The organism is Nonomuraea sp. NPDC004702 (genome assembly GCF_053601695.1).
The window spans coordinates 77,757-98,947 of the sequence record NZ_JBSGCE010000036.1 but is presented as its reverse complement, the minus strand read 5'-3'; the positions used below and the strand labels follow the sequence as shown (position 1 = coordinate 98,947).

The following is a 21,191-nucleotide window of genomic DNA, read 5'->3' as shown; positions in this document are numbered from 1 at the left end:
CGCGACCTCTCTGCGGAACAGCGGCAGCGATCATGATTCCCCCCAGGGTGGGAAATATCGTCCTAGGCGGACAATGATTTCTTTGCCGGGCCCCCGCGAAGGAGCAAGTGATCATGGACACGATGGCCGTGGAGCGGAACGGCATCAACGCCGTCCCCGACAGCGAGCGGCGGGGAAGACCGTCCGACCTGTTCTGGCCCTGGGCGGGGGCGAACCTGTCCCTGTTCGGGGTGGCGTTCGGCGTGTACGTCGTCGGACTCGGCCTCGGCGTCGTCCCCGCCGTCGTGACCGGCGCGGTCGGGTACGCGTTGTCGTTCCTGCTGGTCGGCCTGGTCGCCGTCGCGGGCAGCCGGTCCGGCGTGCCGACGATGACGCTGGGCCGGGCGCCCTTCGGATACCAGGGCAACAAGCTGCCCGCGGTGTTGTCGTACGTGTCGAACGTGGGCTGGGAGATCGTGCTCGTCACGCTCTCCGCGCAGAGCGGGGCCGCCATCCTGCGCCGCGTGGCGCCCGGGATCCCCGAGACGACCGCCACCGCCGGCTGCTTCGCCGTCGCGGCGCTGGTCGTGATCGCCGTCGGCGTGTACGGCCACGCCATGATCATGGTCGTCCAGCGTTACCTGACGTACGCGTTCGTCGTGCTGACCGTCGTCTACCTGATCCTCATGCTGCCCAGGCTGGGCGGCTCGCTGGAGACGACGGCGGGCCCCGGCGGCTGGGTGGGCGGCGTCATCCTCTCCATGACCCTGCTCGGCCTCGGCTGGGTCAACTGCGGCGCCGACTACTCCCGTTACCTGCCCGCCGGCTCCCGGCCCAGGTCGGTGGCCCTGTGGACGACGCTGGGCGGCGCGCTGCCGCCGATGGTGCTGCTGGTGTTCGGCGTGCTGCTGGCGGGCGGCGACCCGAAGCTGGCCGAGGCGGCGGGCGGCGACCCGGTGGGCGCGCTGGCGGCGGCGTTGCCGACCTGGTTCCTGCTGCCGTACCTGCTGACCGCGATCGGCGGCTTCCTGGCCGGGGCCATCATGGACATCTACTCGTCGGGGTTGTCGATGCTGGCCCTCGGCGTGCCGGTCAGACGGCACCTGGCGGTGCTGATCGACGGGCTCCTCATGGTGCTCGGCGGCTACTACCTGCTGTTCGTCTCCGACAACTTCTTCGGCACCTTCCAGGCGTTCCTGGCGATCATCGGCGTGGTGATGGCCGCCTGGGTGGCGATCTTCCTGGTGGACATGTGGCGGCTGCGGGACGGCGGCCGCGCCTACGACGAGCGCCTGCTGCGCCCCGGCGCGCCCGCCCTCAACCCGGCCGGGCTGGTCTCCCTGGTGGTCGCCTCGGTCGTGGGCGTCGGCCTGATCACGTCCGCCGATGAGCACATCGCGGCGGTCGTCGGGTTCCTGATGAGCGACGAGCTGCGGAACAGCACGTTCGGGGCGGCCAACATCGGCGTGGTCATCGCGCTGCTGCTGGCCGGGGTGTTGTACTTCGTGCTCACCCTGCGCCGCCGCTGACCTTCTCAGGACCGGGACGCTTCCGTTACTGTTGGTGAACAGTTATGGACTTTCCGTGGATGTCTTCCGTATTGCGGTTGCTCAGGTGGTCCGTCCACGGCGCCTTCTGGGCGTCGCTGGTGATCGCCGTGCTGGCCGTGCTGGGCGAGGAGCGGTTCGCCGAGGCCGCCGGGGGCGTGCTGCTCGGGCTGCTCTACGGCCTGGGTCAGGTGATCCAGGGCGGTCCGCCGCGGCCGATGCTCGGGCGGGCGTGGCTGGGGCTGGTGACCGCGTGCTGGGCCGTGCTCGCGGTGGCGGCGGCGCCGTTCGTGTGGGCGGCGTTCCCGCTGGTGTTCGCCTACCTGCGGCTGCTGCCGCTGTGGGCGGCGACGTTCGGCGTCACGGTGCTGACGTCGGCGGCGATCACGGCGGCGGGCTGGCACGCGGGCGAGCTGTCGGCGGCGCTCGTCGTGGGGCCCGCCGCGGGCACGGCGGTGGTGACCCTGCTGGCGCTGGCCTACCAGGAGCTCTGCGCCGGGAGCGTCCGGCCGCCGGCCGGATGAGGTCAGTTCGGCTCGGGCCGGCGCCAGGTCTCGAACGGCGCGGGGGAGCTCATGCGCTCCTTGAACTCGCGCGCCCTGGTCAGGCAGTCGGGGCAGACGGGCTCGGGCACCGACCGGGCCAGGGCCTCCGGGGCCGGCTCACGCTGGGTGCCGAGCACCGTCCGGTCCGGAGGCAGGCCGGTCTCCGGGTCGATGGTGATCATGGTGACGTTCGCGGTGGTGTAGGGGAACGTGCGCTTGCACGCGAAGCACGTGCCGATCGTGGTGATGTGGTCGTCTTCCATGGATCCGCCCTCCCTCACCGCACCGTACCTCGCGATCAGGGATTGCGGCGCAACGCCCATTCCACCGCGGGGCAGCGGTCCATGACGACGTCGAGCCCGGCGTCGAGGGCGCGCTGGGCGGCCGCCTCGTCGATCACGCCGATGGGCAGCCACACCGCTTTCGCGCCGGCCGCGATGGCCTCGTCCACGACCTGGCCGGCGAACTCCGAACGCCGGTAGACCGCCACCACGTCAGGCTTGACCGGCACCTCGGCCAGCGACGTGTAGCCCGGCTCGCCCAGCACCGGCCGGCCCGCCGGATGGACCGGGATGATCTTCTTGCCCCGCGCCTGGATGCGCTGGGCCTGGTCGTAGGCCGTGCGCTGCGGGTCGTCGCCGAGCCCCACGAACACCCACGTCCCGGCCTCGTGCAGCAGCTGCCTGATCACGCGCTGATCCGCGAAACGATCGTCCATGCAGGCGTCAACACGCCGGACGCGCGCGGGCTTCCCGCCTATGCCTGGGCGGTCGGCAGCACGACCACCTGGCGCAGGTTGACGTGCCGGGCCCGGCTGACCGTGTAGCCGATCAGGTCGGCGATCTCGTCGGCGGTCAGCGGGGTGAACGCCTCGAACATCCCGGCGAGCTGCGCGCCCAGCTCGGCGTTGTCGATGTGGTCGCCGAGCTCGGTCGCGGTCAGGCCGGGTTCGAGGTTGGTCACGCGCACGCCCCGCGGGCCGAACTCCGGGCGCAGCGAGGCCGACAGGTGGGTCAGCGCCGCCTTGGTCGCGCCGTAGACCGCGTAGTTGGGGAACGTGACGTGCGCGCCGATCGAGGAGATGTTCACCAGGTCGGCCGTCCGCCCGGCGTCGGCGGCGGCCAGCAGGTCGGCGGCGAAGGCGCCGGTGACGCGGAGCACGCCGGCGACGTTGGTGTCCAGCATGCGCGTCCACTCGTCGAGGCGGCCGTCCTGGACGGGGTTGGGCAGCATCACGCCGGCCGCATTGACGACCAGGTCGGCCCGGCCCAGCCCGGTGTGGACGACCTCCACGGCGGCGGCCACGCTCGCGTCGTCGGTGACGTCCACGGTGACGGGCAGCGCGGTGCCGCCGTCGGCGTCGATCTTGGCGGCCAGCTCGGCGAGCCGGTCGGCGCGGCGGGCGAGCAGGGCCACCTTGGCGCCGTTGGCGGCCAGCAGGCGGGCCGTGGCCTCGCCCATGCCGCTGGCGGCTCCGGTCACGACGGCGATGCGGCCCGAGAGGTTCTCGTAGTTCGTCATGGCTCTCACCCTGGCCGAGCCGCACGGACTTACCCAGCGCACGGCTTTTCCTGGTAACGGCGGTACTACCCTGAAGCGGTGGAAGGTGATTTGGGGCAGTTTCTCCGTTCTCGTCGGGCCCGGATCCATCCGGCGGACGCCGGGCTGCCCACGTCGGGGCGGCGGCGGGTCAGCGGCCTGCGGCGCGAGGAGGTCGCGCTGCTCGCCGGCGTGAGCGTCGACTACTACATCCGCCTGGAGCAGGAACGCGTCCAGAACGTCTCCGACGCCGTGCTCGACGCCGTCGCCCGGGTCCTGCGCATGGACGACACCGAACGCGCCCACCTGCGCGACCTGCTCCGGCCGGCCAGGCACGTGAGCCGGCCCGTCCTGCGGCCCGGACTGAGCAGGCTGCTCGACCTGGCCGACGGCATGCCCGCGTTCGTCCTCGGGCCCCGGATGGACGTGCTGGCCTGGAACGCGCTGGCCGACCGCGTCAGCGGCTTCGCCGGCGTCCCGGACGGCCGGCGCAACCAGCTCCTCCAGGTGTTCCTGGCGCCGCACACGCGCACCCTCTACCCCGACTGGGCCGAGGTGGCCGCCGACACGGTCGCGTACCTGCGGCTGTACGCCGGGCGTCACCCGGAGGACCCGCTGCTGGCCGAGCTGGTCGCCGAGCTGTCGGCCGACCCCGACTTCGTCCGCCTGTGGGCCGAGCACGGGGTCGCCGAGAAGACGTACGGGACCAAGCGCCTGCGCCATCCCGAGCTGGGCGAGCTGGAGTTCGGGTACGAGACCCTGGCCGTGCCCGGCCAGCCCGACCTGGCGATCGTCATGTACGCGGCCGACCCGGACTCCGACACCGGCCGCGTGGTCGCCCGGCTGCGGGAGGAGATCGGCTCCTCGCGGGAACTCGCCCGGTCCGGCCGTGGTTGAGCGGTGGTTGACCCGGGCGCGGGCCAGTGGGCATCGTGGGGCGGGTGACCGCCGATGACGTCGCCCTGACCAACCTCGACCAGCCGCTGTTCGACGGGTCCGGCGCCACCAAGCGCGACCTGGTCGACTACCTCGACGCGGTCGCCGACCGCATCGTCCCGGCGCTGCGCGGGCGCGCGCTGTCGGTGCTGCGGGTACGGCCGGGCCAGGAACCCTTCATGCAGAAGAACCTGCCCAAATACGCCCCTTCCTGGATCAGGACGGTCAGTGTGTGGGCCGAGGCGTCCCGCAGGCAGGTGTCGTACGCGCTGTGCGACGACCGGCGCACCCTGCTCTGGTTCGCCAACCAGCGGGCCGTCGAGTACCACCCGGCGCTGTTCCTGGACGGCCGGCCCACGCACATGATCCTCGACCTCGACCCGCCCGAGGGCGACGACTCCTTCCCGCTCGCCGTGCGAGCCGCCCACCTCGTCCGCCAGGCGCTTGCCGACGCCGGGCTGGCGGGCGCGGTCAAGACCAGCGGGGCCAAGGGCGTGCACGTGTTCGTCCCCGTCCCGCCGGGCACCGCCATGGACGACCTGGCCGCGGCCACCCGGGCCCTGGCCGCCCGCGCCGAGCGGCTCGACCCGGCGCTGGCCACGACGGCCTTCATCAGGGAGGACCGCGCGGGCAAGGTGTTCATCGACTCCACCAGGGCCGGCGGCGCGACGGTCGTGTCGGCCTACAGCCCGCGGGTGCGGCCGGGCGTGCCGGTCTCGTTCCCCGTCCCCTGGGACGAGCTCGACCGGGTCGTGCCCGCCGACTTCACCATCCACAACGCCGCCGGGCTGCTCGGCGGGCGGGACCCGTGGGCCGAGCTCATGCCGGAGCCGCGCGAGCTGCCCGCCGACCTGGTCGCGGAGGGACACACCATCCCGGTGGCCCGCGTCCAGGCGATGCACGAGGGCAAGCGTCGCGCCCGCGCCCGGCGTGCCGAGTCATCGTAGTGTCCGGATATTGACGCATTGGCGTAGGCCGGTAGACCTTCTCAGGGCTGCCTCGACGGGCTACCTTGCGAATCATTGCGGCTCGGGGGATTTCTCCGCATCTCACTCCTAGGGGAGCCTGCATGCGCAGAATCATCATCGCTTTGGTCGCCGCTCTCGCCTTACCCGTCGCCATGGCGGTCCCGGCGAGCGCGGGCCCGCTCGACGACGTCTTCGCCAAGCTGCTGGTGAAGCAGGTCAAGGGCGAGAACGTGAAGAAGCACCTGGAAGCACTCCAATCCATCGCCAACGCCAACGGCGGCACCCGCGCCGCCGGCACGCCCGGCTACAACGCCTCCCGCGACTACGTGGCGGGCAAGCTGCGCAAGGCCGGTTACAAGGTCACGTTCCAGCCGATCAACTTCGTCGAGAGCTGGACCGAGAACAGCCCGCCCACGCTCGACCGGACCGCGCCGGACGCCAAGTCGTACGTGCCGAACGAGGACTTCTACTCCTTCCAGCCGTCACCCGCCGGGGACGTGACCGCGCAGGTCCAGGGCGTGGACCTGACCCTGCCCCCGACCCCGACGCCCACCTCGACCAGCGGCTGCGAGGAGTCGGACTTCGCCGGGTTCGTCGCCGGGCGCATCGCGCTCATCCAGCGCGGCACCTGCGCGTTCGCCCAGAAGATCCGCAACGCGGGCCGGGCCGGCGCGTCCGGGATCATCGTGTTCAACGAGGGCCAGCCGGGCCGGACCGACGCGTTCCCGCTGGACATCGGCGAGTGGCGGGCGAACGTGCCCATGGTCTTCGCCGACTTCGCCGTCGGCAACGAGCTGGCCACCGGCTCGCCGACCGTGCGGCTCAAGGTCGACGCCAACCTCGTCCTGGGCACCAACGACAACGTGATCGCCGAGTCCCGGTTCGGCGACCCGCGCAACGTCGTCATGGTCGGCGGGCACCTCGACAGCGTGACCGTCGGCCCCGGCATCAACGACAACGGCTCGGGCAGCGCGACCATCCTCGAAGTGGCCGAGGAGATGGCGCTCTTCCCGGTCAAGAACAAGGTGCGCTTCGCGTTCTGGGCCGCCGAGGAGATCGGCCTGCTCGGCTCCGACCAGTACGTCGAGAAGCTGTCCCAGGCCCAGCGCGACCGGATCAGGGTCTACCTGAACTTCGACATGGTCGCCTCGCCCAACTACGCGTACAAGCTGTACGACGGCGACGACTCCGACGGCCAGGGCTCGCCGGCCGGTCCGCCCGGATCGGCGCAGATCGAGCGGCAGCTCGCCGACTTCTACGCCTCCCGCCACCTGCCCACCGTGGGCACCGACTTCGACGGACGCTCCGACTACGGGCCGTTCATCGCGGTCGGCATCCCCGCGGGCGGCATCTTCACCGGCGCCGAGGGCATCAAGACGGCGGAGGAGGCCGCGCTGTTCGGCGGCGTCGCGGGCCAGCCCTACGACTCCTGCTACCACCAGGCGTGCGACACGATCGCCAACATCAACGCGACCGCGCTCGACGTGGACGCCGACGCGGTGGCCGACTCCACGGCCAGGTTCGCCTTCAACCTGAACGGCATCCCGCCGCGGACCGCCGCCGCCGCGAAGACCGCGCTCACTTCGCAGTCGGCACGCTGAGCAGGCGATCCCGGGCGGGTCGCCGCCCGCCCGGGATCCTTCAGCGGGTACGGCTCGGGGAGCGCAGGGCGGCGACCGCGGCGGCGGGGTCGTCGGCGAAGAAGCGGATCGAGGTGACCTCGGCCCGCCCGCCGAGCGGCCGCACCGCGACGACCGGCCCGGTCAGCTCCACCGTCACGTTCGTCCTGGACGCGACCGCGACGCCCAGCCGGCCGCCGTCCACGCTGATCAGCCGCGCCTCGTTGTAGTTCTGGACGGTCCGGACGGAGGCGATGAGGTCGCGCGGCACGCGCAGGTCGAAGTAGGCGGCGTACCGGACGCGCAGCTCGTCCTCGGTGACCACGTGCGGCCTGGTGACGGAGGCGGCGGCCATGAAGACCACGAACAGCAGGCTGTACAGGTCGCCGACCAGCACCGGCACGCGGATCGCCGTCGGCACGTCGTTCACCACCAGCAGCAGGTCCACGACCGCCGTCTCGACGACCATCGCGAACATGAACAGGCCCAGGGTGAACGCCTGCTCCTTGGCGTACGACACGGCGGTCGCCCCCGCCGGGACGCCGTGCCGCCGCCGGGCCGCCCACAGGGCCACGCTGGTCAGCCCCGCCAGCTCGAACCTGAGGACCGCGCGCACCACGCCCGTCATCCCGCCCCCTCCTTGGACCCGGTCCCCGTGAGCTCGGTGAACAGCAGCCGGAGCACCTCCGCCTGCGCGGGCGACAACTCGCCGACCATCGTCTCCATCCAGGACAGGTCGGCCCCCGGGCCGGAGGGCACCATCCCGGCCAGCTCGTCCGGTATGTGGGCGGCCATGTCCGCGGCGAGCGGCCCGATCCGCTCGTCCCCGGCCTGCGCGTCCGCCAGCTCGTCGAGCCGCCGGTACAGCTCGTGCCCGGCGGCGAGCGCGCCCGGCTCGGTCATCGGGCGCATCCGCTCGGCCAGGCCCGCCTGGCCCTCCTCGTCGGACAACATGGTGGCCAGGGTCAGCAGCTCGTGATCGAACGCCCCGAAGGCCGACCCGCCGCCGCCCAGGTCACGCAGCACGGCCGCCGCGTCGGGGGACATCATCGACTCCGGGCTCAGGCCGGGCTGCGCGAGCAACGCCGCCAGCCGGGCCCGCCGCGCCGCGATGGCCTCCTGCTGCCTGGCCAGGTCGGCGTCCAGCTCCTGCAACGCCTCCCGGAAGTCCACGCCCCGGTCGTCGGCCAGCGCGTCCCGCAACTCCTCCAGCGACAACCCGAGCCCGGCCAGATGCCGCACCCGCGCCAGCCGTACGGCGTCGCGCAGCCGGTACTCCCGGTAGCCGTTGGGAAGCCGTTCAGGCTCGGGCAGGATTCCCAGGTGGTGGTAGTAGCGCACGGTACGGGTGGAAACCCCGACCAGCGCGGCCAACTCGCCGATCCGCATGCCCTCATTGAACAGTTTGACGCCGCGTCAAGGTCAAGCGGAACGTCTGGTCCGGGTCGTTCGTCGTCATTGTGTGACCCTCTCCCCGGAACTTGACGAACGGCTGCGCGAGGCGTTCGCCAGGATGCACCGCGCCGAACACGTCCGGCGGCTGCGCGGGAGCGCCGCGCAGCAGATCGCGGACGTCCGCGACACCCTGAAGGGCCTGGAGTCCGAGCTGGCCGATGAGGAGCGCGACGTCGCCCGGCTGGAGGGCGGGCTGTCCGCCGTCCTGTCCCGCCTGCTGGGCAACCGGGAGGAGCGGCTGGCACGCGAGCGCGCCGAGGTGGTGGTGGCCAGGGAACGCGTGGACGGTCACCGCGCCCGGCTCGCGCAACTCGAAGCCGACGTGGCGGCGGCCGACGCTGAGCTGGCCGTGCTCGACCCCGCCTCCCGCGAGTACGCGCGGCTGCTGGTCGAGAAGGAGCAGATCGTCCGGAGCGGCGATCCGCGGGCGCGGGAGCTGGCCGATCTCGGCGCCGCGCTCGACCGGCTGAGCGCCGAGGTGCGTGAGTGCGACGAGGCCCACCAGGCGGGGCAGGGCGCGCACGAGGCGCTGGCCGTGGTGCTGCGCCTGCTCGACTCCGCCAGGACGGCCTCCACCTTCGACGTGTTCGGCGGCGGCCTGATCGCCGACGCCTTCGAGCACGACAGGCTGACCAGCGCCGACAAGGCCGCCTGGCACGCCCAGCGGGCCCTGGACGTCTTCTCCCGCGAGCTGGCCGACACTGGGATCGCGTCCCGGCCGGTGATGCCCAAGGTGGACACGCGGTGGTTCGTGGACGCCTTCTTCGACAACATCATCAGCGACGTGCTCAAGCATCAGCGCATCGAGAAGACCAGGGCCGAGGTGCAGAGGCTGGCGCAGTGGGTGCGCGAGACCAGGGCGCATCTGAAGGGGCGGCGCGGCCAGTTGCTGGCCGAGCAGTCGCGGCTGCTGACCAGGCGCGAGCAGCTGCTGCGTCCCGAGTAGCCGCTCGTCGAGCGCCACCGATCACTGTCGTCACGGACAGTAGTCAAGAGACTACAAAAAGTGAATGATGGCGAGGACGCCGGCGCCACGGCGCCGTACCTCAAGGGACAGGAACGCGCTCATGCTCCGTACCACGACCAGCCTGACCGGCCTCGCCACCGCCGCCGCACTCCTCCTGAGCCTGGCGACCCCCGCCTCGGCCGCGACCGGCACCCTCTACATCAACCGGGCGCAGTACGACGACCCCAGCGGCTGCTACACCTCCGACAGCGCGAACCCCTTCGTCTACAACCGGACCGACGAGGTGGCCATCGTGTTCCTCCGGCCGGACTGCCAGGGGCCGGTGACCGGGGCGGTGCAGCCGAACGACGGCCAGGAGATATTCGGCACCAGCGTGCTCATCCGGTAGGGAAAACCGTACGGCCACGGCCCCGCAGCGTTGTGCGGGGTCGTGGCCTTCGTCGTTCCGGGGGAGGGGGCGGCTCACATCGAGGCGGCGCCGGAGGCGAGGGCGACGATTCCGACGACGGTCATCAGGAGCGTCGTGCCGGGGTGCATGGTGATCGAGATGCGGATGTCCTGCTTCTTCCAGGCCAGCCAGACGCCGGGGTAGAGGAAGACGAGCTTCGACAGGACCGTCCAGGGGGCCCAGAAGTGGTACACGGAGAACAGGAGGGTGTTGAAGATCGGGGCCCACTTGCCGAGCTGCGGCAGGCGGGGCAGCAGGAAGCCGCGGAAGTAGTACTCCTCGATGAGCGGCAGGGTGAAGCCGGTGAACGGCCCGCAGACGATCAGTGTGGTGAGCACGACCGCGTGCGGGTAGCCCTGGAGGTAGGTGGTGCCGTCGGGGCCGGCGCCCTGGTAGTCCACCCAGGTGAAGAACCAGTCGTAGACGAGGTTGTCCAGCGGGGTCAGCGCGAGCGAGACGACGGTCATCCACACCAGGCACGCGCCCCCGAGCCACATGACCGTGCGGCGCGTGAGCGGCTTGTCGCGGTAGCGGACGACGCCCTTCATCGTGAAGCGGCCGGTCTGCTTCCTGCCCAGCCACAGCAGGAACAGCTGGAGCGGGAAGAGCACGATCGCGAGGGCCATGGCCCAGGCCGCGAAGATCGGCGCGCCCATCGCCCGCACCAGCGGGGCGGCGACGAACGCGTACACGGCCACGATGGCCGCGCCGGGCGCCAGGTGCAGTGCGATGGAGAGCGGGACGGAGTGACGGTCCGCGAGGAGCTTCGCGACGAAGCCTGTCGGGTGGGCGCCGGCCGGGGGCCGCGTTGCTGTGTCCATGTCGGCAATCGTGGCCGGGCGACCCGACACGGCCCTGACATCGTTCTGACACGGCTTCGAGCCCCGTGAAAGGCGCACGTCACGGGGGGCCGGAGCGTCCCTGCCGAGTGGGAAGGCGTCAGGCGGGCCAGCGGCCGGTGGTCTTGGCGGCCTCGATCGCGGCGTGGCCCGCCGGGCGCATCCGGCCGGCCGCCGTCAGCGCCTCGGCCTTGGCGACGTTGATGCGGGACCAGGGGCTCCGGCGGGCGCGCGGCGAGTAGCGCTGGAGGTAGTGGTCGCCGTCGAAGGCCCTGCGGTGGCTGTCGATCCAGCCGTGGCACAGGGCTTCGTCCAGGGCCTCGTCGAGAGTGACGGTGGTCGCGGCGCTGTTCTTCTTGGCGATCAGCAGCCAGACGTCGGCGGCCGTCTCGTGGTGCTCGGTGAGCCAGGACCTCCAGGCGGCGGCGTCGTCCAGGCGCAGGGCGTCGTCGGTCATCGTGGTCAGCCCTTCCGGCTCGCGAGGACGTTCAGGTAGTGGTGGTTGATCATGATGCCGAGGATGTTGCCGAAGGGGTCGCGGACCGAGGCGGTGGTGAAGCCGGGGCCGCGTTCGGTGGGCTTGTCGTAGGGGGTGGCGCCCATCTCCAGCAGCCGCTGCCAAGTGGCTTCCAGGTCGTCGACGGCCCAGTAGACGATGGCGCCGCCGTCTTCGGCGCTCCAGCTCTGCGGGGCGAAGCGGGCGTCGATGATGCCGAGTTCGTGCTGGTAGTCGCCGACGCGGAACTCCACGTAGACGGGGTCGCCCTGCTCGGGGCGCTGGAAGTAGGCGGGGATGCCGAGGAGGTCGGCGTACCAGTCGCGGGCGGCGGCGACGTCGTGGGCGTAGAAGCTGATGGTGGTGAGTCCGCGGAGCATGTCCTCGCGCCTTTCGTTGCGGTGGCTTGTGAGATCGATGCTGCCAGGCAAAGTGCTCATCGAATGAGCACTTTTTCTGGCATCGTCGAAGACGTGAGAGCGGATCGACTGGTGGCCGTCCTGCTGCTGATGCAGTCGCGCGGACGGGTGACGGCGGCGGACATCGCCGCCGAGATGGAGGTCTCGGTGGCCACGGCGCGCCGTGACCTGGAGGCCCTGTCGGCGGCGGGCATCCCCGTCTATCCGCAGGCCGGGCGCGGCGGCGGATGGGCCCTGCTCGGCGGCGCCCGCACCGACCTGTCCGGGCTCAAGGCCTCCGAGGCCAGGGCGCTGTTCCTGCTGCTCGGCCCGGCCGCGGCGATCGCGCCCGAGGCCAAGGCGGCGCTGCGCAAGCTCGTACGCGCCCTGCCCTCGACGTTCCGCCAGGAGGCCGAGGCGGCGGCGGACGCCGTCGTGGTCGATCCGGCCCGCTGGGGCGAGCACCGCCGTGCCCGGCCCGCGCTCGTCAACCTGCTGGAGGACGCGGTGGTCCGGCGCCGGAAGGTCCGCCTCACCTACTCAGGACGGGAGCGCGTCGTCGCGCCGTACGGCCTCGTCGACAAGGACGACACCTGGTACCTGATCGCCGGCACCCCCGACGGACAGCGGACCTTCCGCGTCGACCGGGTCACCGACGCCGAGGTCACCGACGACCCGGCCGAACGCCCGGCGGACTTCGACCTCGCGGCGGCCTGGGACGAGGTCGTCACCGCGATGGAGGCCCGCCGCGCGACGACCACGGCCACCGCGACCATCGAGCCCCGCTACCTGCGCGTCCTGCGCGACCGCTTCGGCCGCCACTGCGAGGTGATCTCCCACGGGGAGCGAGTGCGCGTCACGCTCACCGCGCCCACCGCGCTGGACATCGCCCGCCAGCTCGCGGGCTGGGGCGACCTCGTCGTCGTGGAGGGCCCGGAGTCCGTCCAGCAGGAGCTGACGAAGCTGGCCGCGCAGCTCACAACGCTGTACGGCGGCGGGTGACGGCCCCTACCGGGCGGTGTCGCGGCGGTAGGTGTAGAGGATGAGGCCCTCGTGGAACCTGCCGATCCTGTCGTACAGGGCGCGGGCCTGGGCGTCTTCGAGGGTGTTCCAGTAGAGGCTGGGGTAGCCGTGGTCCTCGGCGTCGCGGGCCACCCACTCGATCACCGCCGTCGCGATGCCCCGCCGCCGGAACGCGGCGTCCACGAACAGGTCGGCCATGTAGCACCTCCCGGCGTACCAGACGCTGGCGTGGAACAGGTAGTGCGCGATGCCCACCATTTCGCCGTCCAGGCGGGCGGTGATCCCGCGGGTCTGCTCGTCGTCGATCAGGCGCCGCCAGGTGCGTTCGTAGGCGTCGTCGTCGCGTTCGGTGTCGAAGTAGGCGTCCTGCCCGCGGGCCAGCACTTCCCAGCGGGCGCGGTCGGGTTCGGTCAGGAAGTCGATCTCCAGCATGGCGCCATCCTGCCGCAGGCCGGCGGTCAGCGGTCGCGGACGAGGGCGAGCATCTCGTCCACCGAACCGGCCGGATCGGTGATCGGGAACTGCACGGCCCGGACGACCGCGCCGGGGTCGACCAGCAGGGTGAGGCGCTTGAAGCGGTCGACGCCGGCCGTCCGGAAGGTCGGCAGCAGCAACCCGGCGGCGAGCCTGTCGTTCTGGTCGGACAGCAGGGGAAAGGGCAGTTTCGCGTGCGTGACGAACGCGGCCAGCTGGTCGGGGCGCTGGGTGCTCACGCCGCGGATCGTGGCGCCCGCCGCCTCGAAGTCGGCGAACCGTGACGCGTAGGTGAGAGCCTCCAGGGTGCAGCCCGTCGTGCCGGGGATGTCGGCCCAGCCGGGCGGGTAGTCCTGGGCGTCCGGGGCGAACGCGCCGGGGAAGAAGTAGAGCACCGTCCAGAGGCCGGGCTCATTGGGCGCGGTCAGCTCGCCGTCGTGGCGTTCCAGCAGGACGCCGGGGATCTTCCGGTCGACCAGCTCGTGCACGCGACGGCTCTCGGCGGAGCCGTTCTCGCTGGTGGCGGTCAGGGCGCCGTCGCCCATCACGTGCCGCACGCCCCAGTCCTGGAGGGCGATGAGCGCCGGCAGCAGACCTTCGCCCTTCGCCGTCAGCACGTAGTCGTGGCGCGGCGGGCGGGTGGAGTAGGGCCGCCGTTCGAGCACGCCGTGTTCGACCAGCTTGGCCAGGCGTTCGGCCAGGGCCCGGCGGCTGACGCCGAGCTCGCGCTGGAGGCCGTCGAAGCGGGTGGTGCCGCCCGCGATGTCGCGTACGACCAGGAACGTCCACCAGTCGCCGATCACGCCGAGGGCTTGCGCGATGCCGCAGTCGGAGTCGGGGAGATCGGCGCGCTTCACGGGCTCCAGTATAGTGCGTTCCATTCTGGAACTTACTTGGCGGAGGTGCGGGATGGGGATCGACGGCGGAGGTGGCGCGGCCGTCTTCTGGCGGTGGTGGACAGCCGGCACGACCAGCGCGGTCGGCTCGGCGGTCGGCGCGGTGGCGTTACCGCTGACCGCCCTGACCGTGCTCGACGCCTCCGCGTTCGAGATGGGCGTGATCGCCGCCGCCGCCTACGTCGCCTGGATCGTGATCGGCCTGCCCGCCGGGGTGATCGTGCAGCGGCTCCCGATGCGGACGGTGCAGGTCGCCGCCGACCTGGCGCGCGCGGCGGCGATCGTGTCCATCCCGGTGGCCTGGTGGCTGGACGAGCTGACCGTCGCCCAGCTGGTGATCGTGGCCCTGGTGACCAGCTTCGCGAACGTGCTCTTCGACGTCGCCAACGCGACCTTCCTGCCGTCGATCGTGAGCAGGGAGCAGTTGCAGTCCCGCAACAGCCTGATCTCCGGCACCCACGCCACCACCCAGCTCGGCGGGCCGTCGGTCGGGGGGCTCGTCGTCCAGGTGCTCGGGGCGGTGCCCACCCTGCTCGTGGACGCCGTCAGCTACCTGGTCTCGGCCCTGCTGCTGCGGACCCTGCCCGAACGCCGCCCCGAGACCCCCGACCGCCGGCCGCCGATGCGCGAGATGATCCGCGAAGGGCGGCGGTTCGTCGTGCGTCACCCGGTCATGGGGCCGTGCATGTGGGCCGCCACCGCGGTGAACACGGTCTGCGGGGCGCAGCACGCGCTCTACGCGCTCTACCTGGTCCGCGAGCTGCACGCCGAGCCCGGCCTGGTCGGCCTGCTGCTGGCGGTGGAGGGCGTCGGCACGCTGATCGGCGCGGCGGCGACCAGCCGGCTCACGGCCCGGTTCGGCACCGCCCGTACGCTGGTCGGCGCGGGCTTCGTCGTGGTGGCCGGGGCGCTGGTCATCCCGCTCGGCGACGGCTGGCAGGGCTTCGCCGCGTTCGCCGTCGGCAACGTGGTGTTCGCCGCCGGGGTGGTGGTGCTCAGCGTGGTGACCCGGACGTACCGGCAGCTCGCCAGCCCGCCCGAGCTGCTGTCCCGGGTGATGGCCACGGTCCGCTTCGTCTCCTGGGGCGCGATCCCGGTCGGCGGGCTGGTCGCGGGGGTGATCGCCGGGCTGCTCGGCGCGCGGGCGACTCTGTTGATCTTCGTCGTCGCGGCCGTCTGCGTGCCGCTGGTCCTGCTGGCCTCGCCGATCCGGCGCCTGCGCGACCTCACCGACCACCAGGGGAGCGAGGAGAGCCCCGGCGCGCATGGTGTGCCGATCGCATGATGATTCGCGGAAGTGGCGGTGACGTCATGGCGATCTTGCGGCGTCAGGATCACAGCCATGAAGCGCATCCCCCTCTTCCTCTCCACCGCCGCGCTGCTGACGCTGGTCGCCACGCCGGCCCAGGCCGCCGCGCTGCGCCCGATCGTCGTGCAGCCGTACAGCGACCTCACCGAGGGCGTCACCGTCGCCCCGGACGGCACGATCTACGTCGGCCTGCTGACCAAGGGCGAGATCAGGAAGGTCGACAGCACCGGCACCGACAGCCTGCTGGCCGCCCTGCCCATCGGCGAGGGCAAGCTGAACGGCCTGGCCACCGACCGCCAGGGCAACGTCTACGCCGCGCTCAACTCCGGTGCGGCCGCCACCAACGGCATCTGGCGGATCACCTCCTACGGCGAGGCCAAGCTCTACGCCGCGCTGCCGATCGGCTTCGCCAACGGCCTGGCCTTCGGCCCCGACCACGCGCTCTACGTCACCGACACCACGAACAGCGTCGTCTACCGCGTGACCGACGGCAAGGCGGCGGTCTGGGCCAAGTCGTCCCTGTTCGTCGGCTCGGACGGCACCGGGGCGAACGGCATCGCCTGGCGTTCGGGCGCGTTCTACGTGGCCGTGTCGGACGAAGGGCAGATCGTCCGCGTCCCGTACGGCAAGGGCGGCAAGGCGGGCGTGCCGACCGTGTACGTCAAGGACGCCAAGCTGGCCGGGGCCGACGGCGTGGCCTTCGACGTGCGCGGACAGCTCTACGTGCCGAGCTACACGGGCAACACCCTCAGCATCGTCCGCACCGGCGGCGGCGTGGAGGTGCTGGCCGACAAGCTGGACAGCCCGGCCAGCCTGGCCTTCGACGGCAAGGCGCTCTACTTCGTCAACATCGGCGGCAACGGCGCGCCCAGCCTGATGAAGACCAAGGTCAAGCTCCCGGGCCAGCCGCTGCTGCGCGGCTGACCCCGCTCCCGCCGCCGCCGGACGGCGGGCCGATCAGACCGAGGAACGCCGTGGCCGCCGCGGACGGGTGAGCGCCCCAGATCAGGTGCTCCACCCGGGCCGGGGCGTCGCGGAGCCGGACGAGGCCGAGGTTCGGGAAGCGGGGGGCGTAGGCGGCGGGGAGCAGGCCCACGCCGAGGCCATGCCGGACGAGATCGACCATGAACTCGGCGGAGGTGACCTCGAAGGCGACCTCGCGGTGGACGCCGGCCGCCGCGAACGCCACGTCCGACTGGATGCGCCCGGCATGACCGGCGCGGAAGTCGATGAACGGCTCGTCGGCGAGGCCCCGCAGGTCGCTCTCGCCGCCCGCGAGGGGGTGGTCCGGGGCGACGACGGCGACCAGCTCGCCCCGGGCCAGCGGGCGGCTCCGGACGGCCTTCGGCTCCGCGCGGGTCGGCAGGCCGAGGAAGGCGACGTCCGTCTCGCCGCGCCGGACGCGTTCGATCAGGTCTTCGCTGCCGGCGGAGACCAGCGTGATGCGCACCCGCGGGTGCCGGCGGCGGAACTCCTTCAGCACGACCGGCAGATCCACGGCGGAGACCGTCGGGATCGAGCCGACGGCGAGCCGCCCGCGGATCTCCCCGCTGGCCGCCGCGACGTCGGTCCGCACCCGGTCGGCGGCCTCCAGGCAGTCGCGGGCCGCAGGCAGGAACGCCTCCCCGGCCGCGGTCAGCCGCACGCGGCGGCTGGTGCGCTCGAACAGCCGGGCGCCCAGCTCCCGCTCCAGGGCGGCGATCTGGTGGCTGAGCGCCGACTGCACGACCCGGCAGCGCTCGGCGGCCCGGGTGAAGTTGCTGGTCTCGGCGACGGCGAGGACGTACCGCAGCTGCTGAAGCTCCATGGATCAATCGTGTCAGACGATCGATCGCGATGAAAACTATGTGTTGGACTCATCGATGGAGTGTCGGCAGGCTGGGCGCATGACGCAAACTCTTTCTCCGCAGGCGACGCGCTCCGCCTTCCGGGCGTGGGCGGGGGTCGCCGCGATCACGGCCAGCCTCTTCGTCTTCCTCACGACCGAGTTGATGCCGGTGGGGCTGCTGACCCCGCTCAGCGAGGATCTGGGCATCTCCGTGGGCGCGGCCGGGTTGATGGTGACGTTGCAGGGCGTTTCGGCCGGGCTGGGCGTGCCGTTCATCGTGGCGTGGTCGAGGCGGGTCAACCGGCGGGTGCTGTTGTCGGTCCTGCTGGCGGTGCTGGCCGTGGGCAACCTGGTGACCGGCATCGCGCCGAGCTACACGGTGATCTTGTCGACGCGGCTCCTGCTGGGCTTCGCCAGCGGCGTGTTCTGGGCCATCGGCGTGAGCATGGCGATGCGGCTGGTCGAGGAACGGCACGCCAACCGGGCCGCCGCCATCGTGATGTCCGGCATCTCGGTCGCCACCGTGGTCGGCATCCCGCTCGGCACCTTCCTGGAGAGCCTCACCGACTGGCGCACCACGTTCCTCATCTGGAGCGGGCTGAGCGGGCTGGTGTTCCTGGCGGTCGCCTCCGCGATCCCGTCGCTGCCGTCGGCGAACGCCGTCTCGGTCCGCGAGGTGTTCGGGCTCCCGCTGCGGAACGTGCCGCTGCGCATGGTGCTGTTCACGGTGGTGCTCTTCGTGCTCGGCCACTTCGGGGCCTACACCTTCGTCCGGCCCTTCCTGGAGGCCAACGCGGGCGCCTCGCCGCTGCTGGTGACCGGGGTGCTGATGGTGTTCGGGGTGGCCGGCGCGATCGGCAACTTCGTCGCCGGGCACACCGTGAGCCGGAGCCTGCGGGGCAGCTTCGTCGTCGGCGCCGCGGGGCTCGTGACGGCCATGCTGCTGCTGCTCGCGCTCGGCGGCAGCGCCACGGGGGCGATCGTGGCGCTGGTCGTCTGGGGGCTGTCGTTCGGGGTGGTGCAGCTCGCCCAGGTCAACATGACGCTCGCCGCCGCGCCGGAGACCTTCGAGGCGGCCATGTCGCTCAACACGATGGCGTACAACACCTCCATCGCGCTCGGCGCGCTCTTCGGCGGGCTGTTCGCCGACAACGTCGGCGTGACCAGCGTCGTGTGGTTCGGCGTGGCGCTGACCGCGGCCTCGCTGCTGCTCAACCTCGCCACCGGCCGGCGGACCTCGCGGTCCGTCCAGCCGGTCGCGTGAACGACGGGGACGCCCGCCTCACGGCAGTCGCCGCGCGGCGGTCGCCTCCCAGGTCCGCAGGTACGATTCCGCGCCGCTCGCCAGGTCACGGACGATGTCCTGACCGGCGAGCAGGCGCATGTCCTCGATCCAGTCGGGGACCAGGCCGTAGTTGGCCACGCCGTCGACGTTGACGTCCCAGACCCGCTGCCCGGTGCGCTGGCGGTCGAGGCGCACGCTCCCGTCGAAGGACGTGAACGGGTACGTCACCGGGTTCGCGGCGTTGCCCGCGCGCGGGGCGGGCAGGCGGCCCATGCCGTTGACGTCAAGGCCGTAGCCGTATCCGGGCACGTTGTACTGCTGCCGCAGCGGCGCGGTGCGCCGCCACTCCGCGACGAAGTCCGGGGAGTTGTGGCCGTACTGGGTGATCATGCCGCCGAGGGCGTAGATCCGGCTGAAGAAGCCGGGGTCGGCCCAGCTGTGGGAGGAAATCACGCCGGGGTAGCGGGCCGCCTCCAGCAGGCCGAGCGTCTGGGCCGCGGCCTTCACGCTCATGTGGTCGATCTCCACCATCATGCCGCGCCGGATCAGCCCCTGGACCATGTACGTGCCGAGCGAGGTCAGCCCCCGGGTGTTGCAGTGGGGCGCCGGCGGGTACAGCGGCAGCGAGACGCCCGGCGGCAGCAGCCGCGCGATCTGGTCGGGCAGCACGCCGGCCGGGTCGATGGTGTTGTCGTGCTCGGGTCCTGTGCAGGTGCGGGCCTGCCAGAACGAGCCGGTGGACAGCAGGTTGCCGACGTTGACGATCGCGCCCTGGGTGCCGGAGTCGAAGCGCACGCCGCACAGCGCGTTGTCGTACTTGTGGCAGACGAACATGCTGCGCACGCCGAGCGCGTACATCTCGTCCAGGCCCCGGTCGATCTGGGACTTCGTGCACTGCGGGATGCCGAGGATCTGCCGGCAGCCGAACGGCTCCGACGTCTCGATCCCGAGGACGACGGCCAGCTTGCCGGCCGCGGCCACGCTCCTGGCCTCGGCGGGGTCGTTCACGAGGCGGAACCAGCCGCGCCCGGGGCCGCCCGACTCGGCGTCGATGTGGTCCTGCAGCTCGCGGGCCCGCTGGGCCTGCAGGCGGATGGACGTCATCTCGTCGCAGGAGTACTTCTTCAGCGGGTAGATCGCGCACAGCTGCCGGTTGGCCACCAGGTCGTTGACCAGCACCCGCAGCCCGCCGCGCCAGGCGCGCTCGACCCAGGTGTAGTACGCCTGCTGGTGGGTCAGCGAGTCGTTGGCCGGCCAGTCGCGGAAGGTCGGCCAGCCCACCGGGTCGTGGGTGCCGGTGGGCTTGCCGGTCCTGGTGAAGTTCTCGTACCAGGCCAGCTCGCCGTTCGGGTAGTGGTCGGGGCAGTCGGTCAGCGCGTGCTCGATGCCGTCGGGGTCGAACGGCTTGCCGCACATGAGCATGCCGCCGAACGTCTCGTACGAGAACAGGTGGCTGTGGCCGTCCACGAAGCCGCTCACGGCGGCGGCGGCGTGCGCGGCGGTGGTCGGGACGGACGGCGCGACCAGCGCGCCGGTCAGGAGAAGGACGGCTGCGGCCGCCCGGCGGATGAGACGGTGGAACACGGGACCACCTCCCAGGCTGCGGTACCGGGGTCGCCGCAAGCATCCACCGCCGGAAGGGTCCCGGCAAGACCGAACATGAGCTGATCTCATCTAAATTTGCGACCGAAATGTCAGGCGCCCACGTCGTCGGCCAGGCGGCCGAGGCAGGCGCCGAACCGCCGCCGGTCCGCCTCGTCCCAGGACGCGGCCCCTCCTGGCCCGGCTCGGCGCTTCACGGCCGTTCCATGAGTTTTCCGCATGGGAGCCGTTGAACCCGGCCCGCGCGGAACGGCGTACACCCTGACGACGGGCACCGAGCCGGAGGACGGCGATGGACAGTCAGGGATGGGGTGGCGGGCTGGCCCTTCGGCCGCGCGACTACCTGGGCATGGGTGAGCCGCTGGCCGACGTGGTCGCGGCGGCGGGGCCGTACGAGGGGGAGGCGCTGCACCGGCTCGCGCTGGGCACGGCCGCCACCATGGCCAGGCTGCATCTGACCGGGATCGCGGGGCTGCGGCTCGGGCCGCACAACGTGCTGGTCGGGCCGCTCGGCGAGGCGTCGTTCGCGCCCGGCCCGCGGAGCAGCGACCTGCCGCCGGCCGACGTGCGCGAGTGGGCCGACGTGATCGTCTTCGCCGCCGCCGGGCATGCCGGGGGCGGCGACGATCTCGGCCGGCTGCCGCCCCCGCTGCGCGGCCTGGTCGACCGGTGCCGCCGGCCGGACCCGGCCGCCCGGCCGACGGCGATCGAGCTGGTGCGCGTCCTGCTCGGGCACGCGGCCTCCGCCCGGCACGCCTCGGTTCGCGACCTGCTGCGCGAGGCCGAGGCCTGGGCCGGTCCGCACGAGCCGGCACGTCCGGAGGCACGTACGGAGGCACGTTTGGAGGCGCGGCCGCGAGCGGCGGGTCGGCACGGGCGTGCGTCATCGGGGGAATGATCAGCTTTTTATCGATGAATCAACAGGTGGGGGGATTGATGCAAATCCCGTACCTTGTTCCTCGCCCGTGCTAGGGCAATAATTCAATATCAGTAGTTATCCGGGCGACATTTCATGATGTACGCAGCGCGAGGAGTCGC

The 21,191-nt window shown here is 72.0% G+C and carries 24 protein-coding genes; 12 read left to right on the top strand and 12 right to left on the bottom strand.

Annotated features, from left to right (window positions below):
* Positions 1-113 precede the first annotated feature (113 nt).
* Together ACWEJ6_RS35150 and ACWEJ6_RS35145 are read left to right on the top strand one after the other, a co-directional pair.
* A complete protein-coding gene (locus ACWEJ6_RS35150; protein ID WP_352319839.1) occupies positions 114-1,508 on the top strand; it encodes a purine-cytosine permease family protein in 1,395 nt (464 codons plus the stop codon).
* Between the two features lie 59 nt (positions 1,509-1,567).
* Positions 1,568-2,050 carry a hypothetical protein gene (locus ACWEJ6_RS35145; protein WP_452429355.1) on the top strand — a complete coding sequence of 161 codons (483 nt, stop codon included), beginning with the start codon at positions 1,568-1,570 and terminating at the stop codon, positions 2,048-2,050.
* Between the two features lie 2 nt (positions 2,051-2,052).
* On the opposite strand, the gene ACWEJ6_RS35140 is transcribed toward ACWEJ6_RS35145, so the two are convergent.
* The 3 genes from ACWEJ6_RS35140 to ACWEJ6_RS35130 form a co-directional block, all read right to left on the bottom strand.
* Positions 2,053-2,334: a hypothetical protein gene (locus ACWEJ6_RS35140; RefSeq protein ID WP_387679515.1), complete on the bottom strand. Its 282-nt coding sequence runs from the start codon at positions 2,332-2,334 to the stop codon at positions 2,053-2,055.
* Positions 2,335-2,369: 35 nt separating this feature from the next.
* Positions 2,370-2,762: a CoA-binding protein gene (locus ACWEJ6_RS35135; RefSeq protein WP_352319836.1), complete on the bottom strand. Its 393-nt coding sequence runs from the start codon at positions 2,760-2,762 to the stop codon at positions 2,370-2,372.
* A gap of 65 nt (positions 2,763-2,827) precedes the next feature.
* Positions 2,828-3,592 (bottom strand): SDR family oxidoreductase, encoded by a 765-nt coding sequence (locus ACWEJ6_RS35130; protein WP_397154179.1) that lies wholly within the window; start codon positions 3,590-3,592, stop codon positions 2,828-2,830.
* A gap of 78 nt (positions 3,593-3,670) precedes the next feature.
* Between ACWEJ6_RS35130 and ACWEJ6_RS35125 the strand changes: the two genes are divergently transcribed.
* From ACWEJ6_RS35125 to ACWEJ6_RS35115, 3 genes are all read left to right on the top strand, one after another.
* A complete protein-coding gene (locus ACWEJ6_RS35125; RefSeq protein WP_452429353.1) occupies positions 3,671-4,507 on the top strand; it encodes a helix-turn-helix transcriptional regulator in 837 nt (278 codons plus the stop codon).
* Positions 4,508-4,551: 44 nt separating this feature from the next.
* The gene (locus ACWEJ6_RS35120) at positions 4,552-5,493 is read left to right on the top strand and encodes a DNA polymerase domain-containing protein (protein WP_452429351.1); all 942 of its coding nucleotides are present in this window, start codon (positions 4,552-4,554) and stop codon (positions 5,491-5,493) included.
* A gap of 122 nt (positions 5,494-5,615) precedes the next feature.
* Positions 5,616-7,115 carry a M28 family metallopeptidase gene (locus ACWEJ6_RS35115; protein ID WP_452429349.1) on the top strand — a complete coding sequence of 500 codons (1,500 nt, stop codon included), beginning with the start codon at positions 5,616-5,618 and terminating at the stop codon, positions 7,113-7,115.
* 40 nt (positions 7,116-7,155) lie between these two features.
* Here the strand turns inward: ACWEJ6_RS35115 and ACWEJ6_RS35110 are convergent, their stop codons facing one another.
* Positions 7,156-7,761, bottom strand: a complete 606-nt coding sequence (locus ACWEJ6_RS35110) for a hypothetical protein (RefSeq protein WP_452429346.1) — start codon at positions 7,759-7,761, stop codon at positions 7,156-7,158.
* Positions 7,758-8,522 carry a MerR family transcriptional regulator gene (locus ACWEJ6_RS35105; protein ID WP_452429344.1) on the bottom strand — a complete coding sequence of 255 codons (765 nt, stop codon included), beginning with the start codon at positions 8,520-8,522 and terminating at the stop codon, positions 7,758-7,760. Before ACWEJ6_RS35105 ends, ACWEJ6_RS35110 begins: the two co-directional genes overlap by 4 nt.
* Positions 8,523-8,595: 73 nt before the next feature.
* Here ACWEJ6_RS35105 and ACWEJ6_RS35100 point away from each other — a divergent pair, with 73 nt between their 5' ends.
* Both ACWEJ6_RS35100 and ACWEJ6_RS35095 read left to right on the top strand, forming a co-directional pair.
* A complete protein-coding gene (locus ACWEJ6_RS35100) occupies positions 8,596-9,534 on the top strand; it encodes a hypothetical protein (protein WP_452429342.1) in 939 nt (312 codons plus the stop codon).
* A 121-nt stretch (positions 9,535-9,655) separates the two neighbouring features.
* Complete coding sequence (locus tag ACWEJ6_RS35095; RefSeq protein ID WP_452429340.1) at positions 9,656-9,943, top strand: hypothetical protein; 288 nt, start codon at positions 9,656-9,658, stop codon at positions 9,941-9,943.
* A 74-nt stretch (positions 9,944-10,017) separates the two neighbouring features.
* On the opposite strand, the gene ACWEJ6_RS35090 is transcribed toward ACWEJ6_RS35095, so the two are convergent.
* The 3 genes from ACWEJ6_RS35090 to ACWEJ6_RS35080 all read right to left on the bottom strand — a co-directional run bounded on the left by ACWEJ6_RS35090 (position 10,018) and on the right by ACWEJ6_RS35080 (position 11,718).
* Complete coding sequence (locus ACWEJ6_RS35090; protein ID WP_452429338.1) at positions 10,018-10,824, bottom strand: CPBP family glutamic-type intramembrane protease; 807 nt, start codon at positions 10,822-10,824, stop codon at positions 10,018-10,020.
* 118 nt (positions 10,825-10,942) lie between these two features.
* Complete coding sequence (locus ACWEJ6_RS35085) at positions 10,943-11,299, bottom strand: YdeI/OmpD-associated family protein (protein ID WP_452429336.1); 357 nt, start codon at positions 11,297-11,299, stop codon at positions 10,943-10,945.
* 5 nt (positions 11,300-11,304) lie between these two features.
* On the bottom strand, positions 11,305-11,718 hold the full coding sequence (locus ACWEJ6_RS35080; RefSeq protein WP_452429334.1) for a VOC family protein: 414 nt from the start codon (positions 11,716-11,718) through the stop codon (positions 11,305-11,307).
* Between the two features lie 93 nt (positions 11,719-11,811).
* Here ACWEJ6_RS35080 and ACWEJ6_RS35075 point away from each other — a divergent pair, with 93 nt between their 5' ends.
* A complete protein-coding gene (locus tag ACWEJ6_RS35075) occupies positions 11,812-12,738 on the top strand; it encodes a helix-turn-helix transcriptional regulator (protein ID WP_452429332.1) in 927 nt (308 codons plus the stop codon).
* Positions 12,739-12,744: 6 nt separating this feature from the next.
* On the opposite strand, the gene ACWEJ6_RS35070 is transcribed toward ACWEJ6_RS35075, so the two are convergent.
* Positions 12,745-13,191 carry an N-acetyltransferase family protein gene (locus ACWEJ6_RS35070; protein ID WP_452429330.1) on the bottom strand — a complete coding sequence of 149 codons (447 nt, stop codon included), beginning with the start codon at positions 13,189-13,191 and terminating at the stop codon, positions 12,745-12,747.
* A 26-nt stretch (positions 13,192-13,217) separates the two neighbouring features.
* On the bottom strand, positions 13,218-14,090 hold the full coding sequence (locus ACWEJ6_RS35065) for a winged helix-turn-helix transcriptional regulator (protein ID WP_452429328.1): 873 nt from the start codon (positions 14,088-14,090) through the stop codon (positions 13,218-13,220).
* 52 nt (positions 14,091-14,142) lie between these two features.
* On the opposite strand from ACWEJ6_RS35065, the gene ACWEJ6_RS35060 reads away from it, so the two are divergent.
* Entirely contained in the window at positions 14,143-15,414 is a 1,272-nt protein-coding gene (locus tag ACWEJ6_RS35060) for an MFS transporter (protein ID WP_452429326.1), read from the top strand.
* A gap of 57 nt (positions 15,415-15,471) precedes the next feature.
* A complete protein-coding gene (locus tag ACWEJ6_RS35055) occupies positions 15,472-16,362 on the top strand; it encodes an SMP-30/gluconolactonase/LRE family protein (protein WP_387679450.1) in 891 nt (296 codons plus the stop codon).
* Here ACWEJ6_RS35055 and ACWEJ6_RS35050 read toward each other — a convergent pair.
* Positions 16,328-17,245 carry a LysR family transcriptional regulator gene (locus ACWEJ6_RS35050; RefSeq protein ID WP_387679448.1) on the bottom strand — a complete coding sequence of 306 codons (918 nt, stop codon included), beginning with the start codon at positions 17,243-17,245 and terminating at the stop codon, positions 16,328-16,330. The genes ACWEJ6_RS35055 and ACWEJ6_RS35050 overlap by 35 nt on opposite strands.
* A gap of 79 nt (positions 17,246-17,324) precedes the next feature.
* Between ACWEJ6_RS35050 and ACWEJ6_RS35045 the strand changes: the two genes are divergently transcribed.
* A complete protein-coding gene (locus ACWEJ6_RS35045; protein ID WP_358289414.1) occupies positions 17,325-18,530 on the top strand; it encodes an MFS transporter in 1,206 nt (401 codons plus the stop codon).
* Positions 18,531-18,548: 18 nt separating this feature from the next.
* On the opposite strand, the gene ACWEJ6_RS35040 is transcribed toward ACWEJ6_RS35045, so the two are convergent.
* Positions 18,549-20,135, bottom strand: a complete 1,587-nt coding sequence (locus ACWEJ6_RS35040) for a Coagulation factor 5/8 type domain-containing protein (RefSeq protein ID WP_452429322.1) — start codon at positions 20,133-20,135, stop codon at positions 18,549-18,551.
* Positions 20,136-20,445: 310 nt separating this feature from the next.
* On the opposite strand from ACWEJ6_RS35040, the gene ACWEJ6_RS35035 reads away from it, so the two are divergent.
* Positions 20,446-21,051 (top strand): hypothetical protein, encoded by a 606-nt coding sequence (locus ACWEJ6_RS35035; protein WP_452429320.1) that lies wholly within the window; start codon positions 20,446-20,448, stop codon positions 21,049-21,051.
* Positions 21,052-21,191 lie beyond the last annotated feature (140 nt).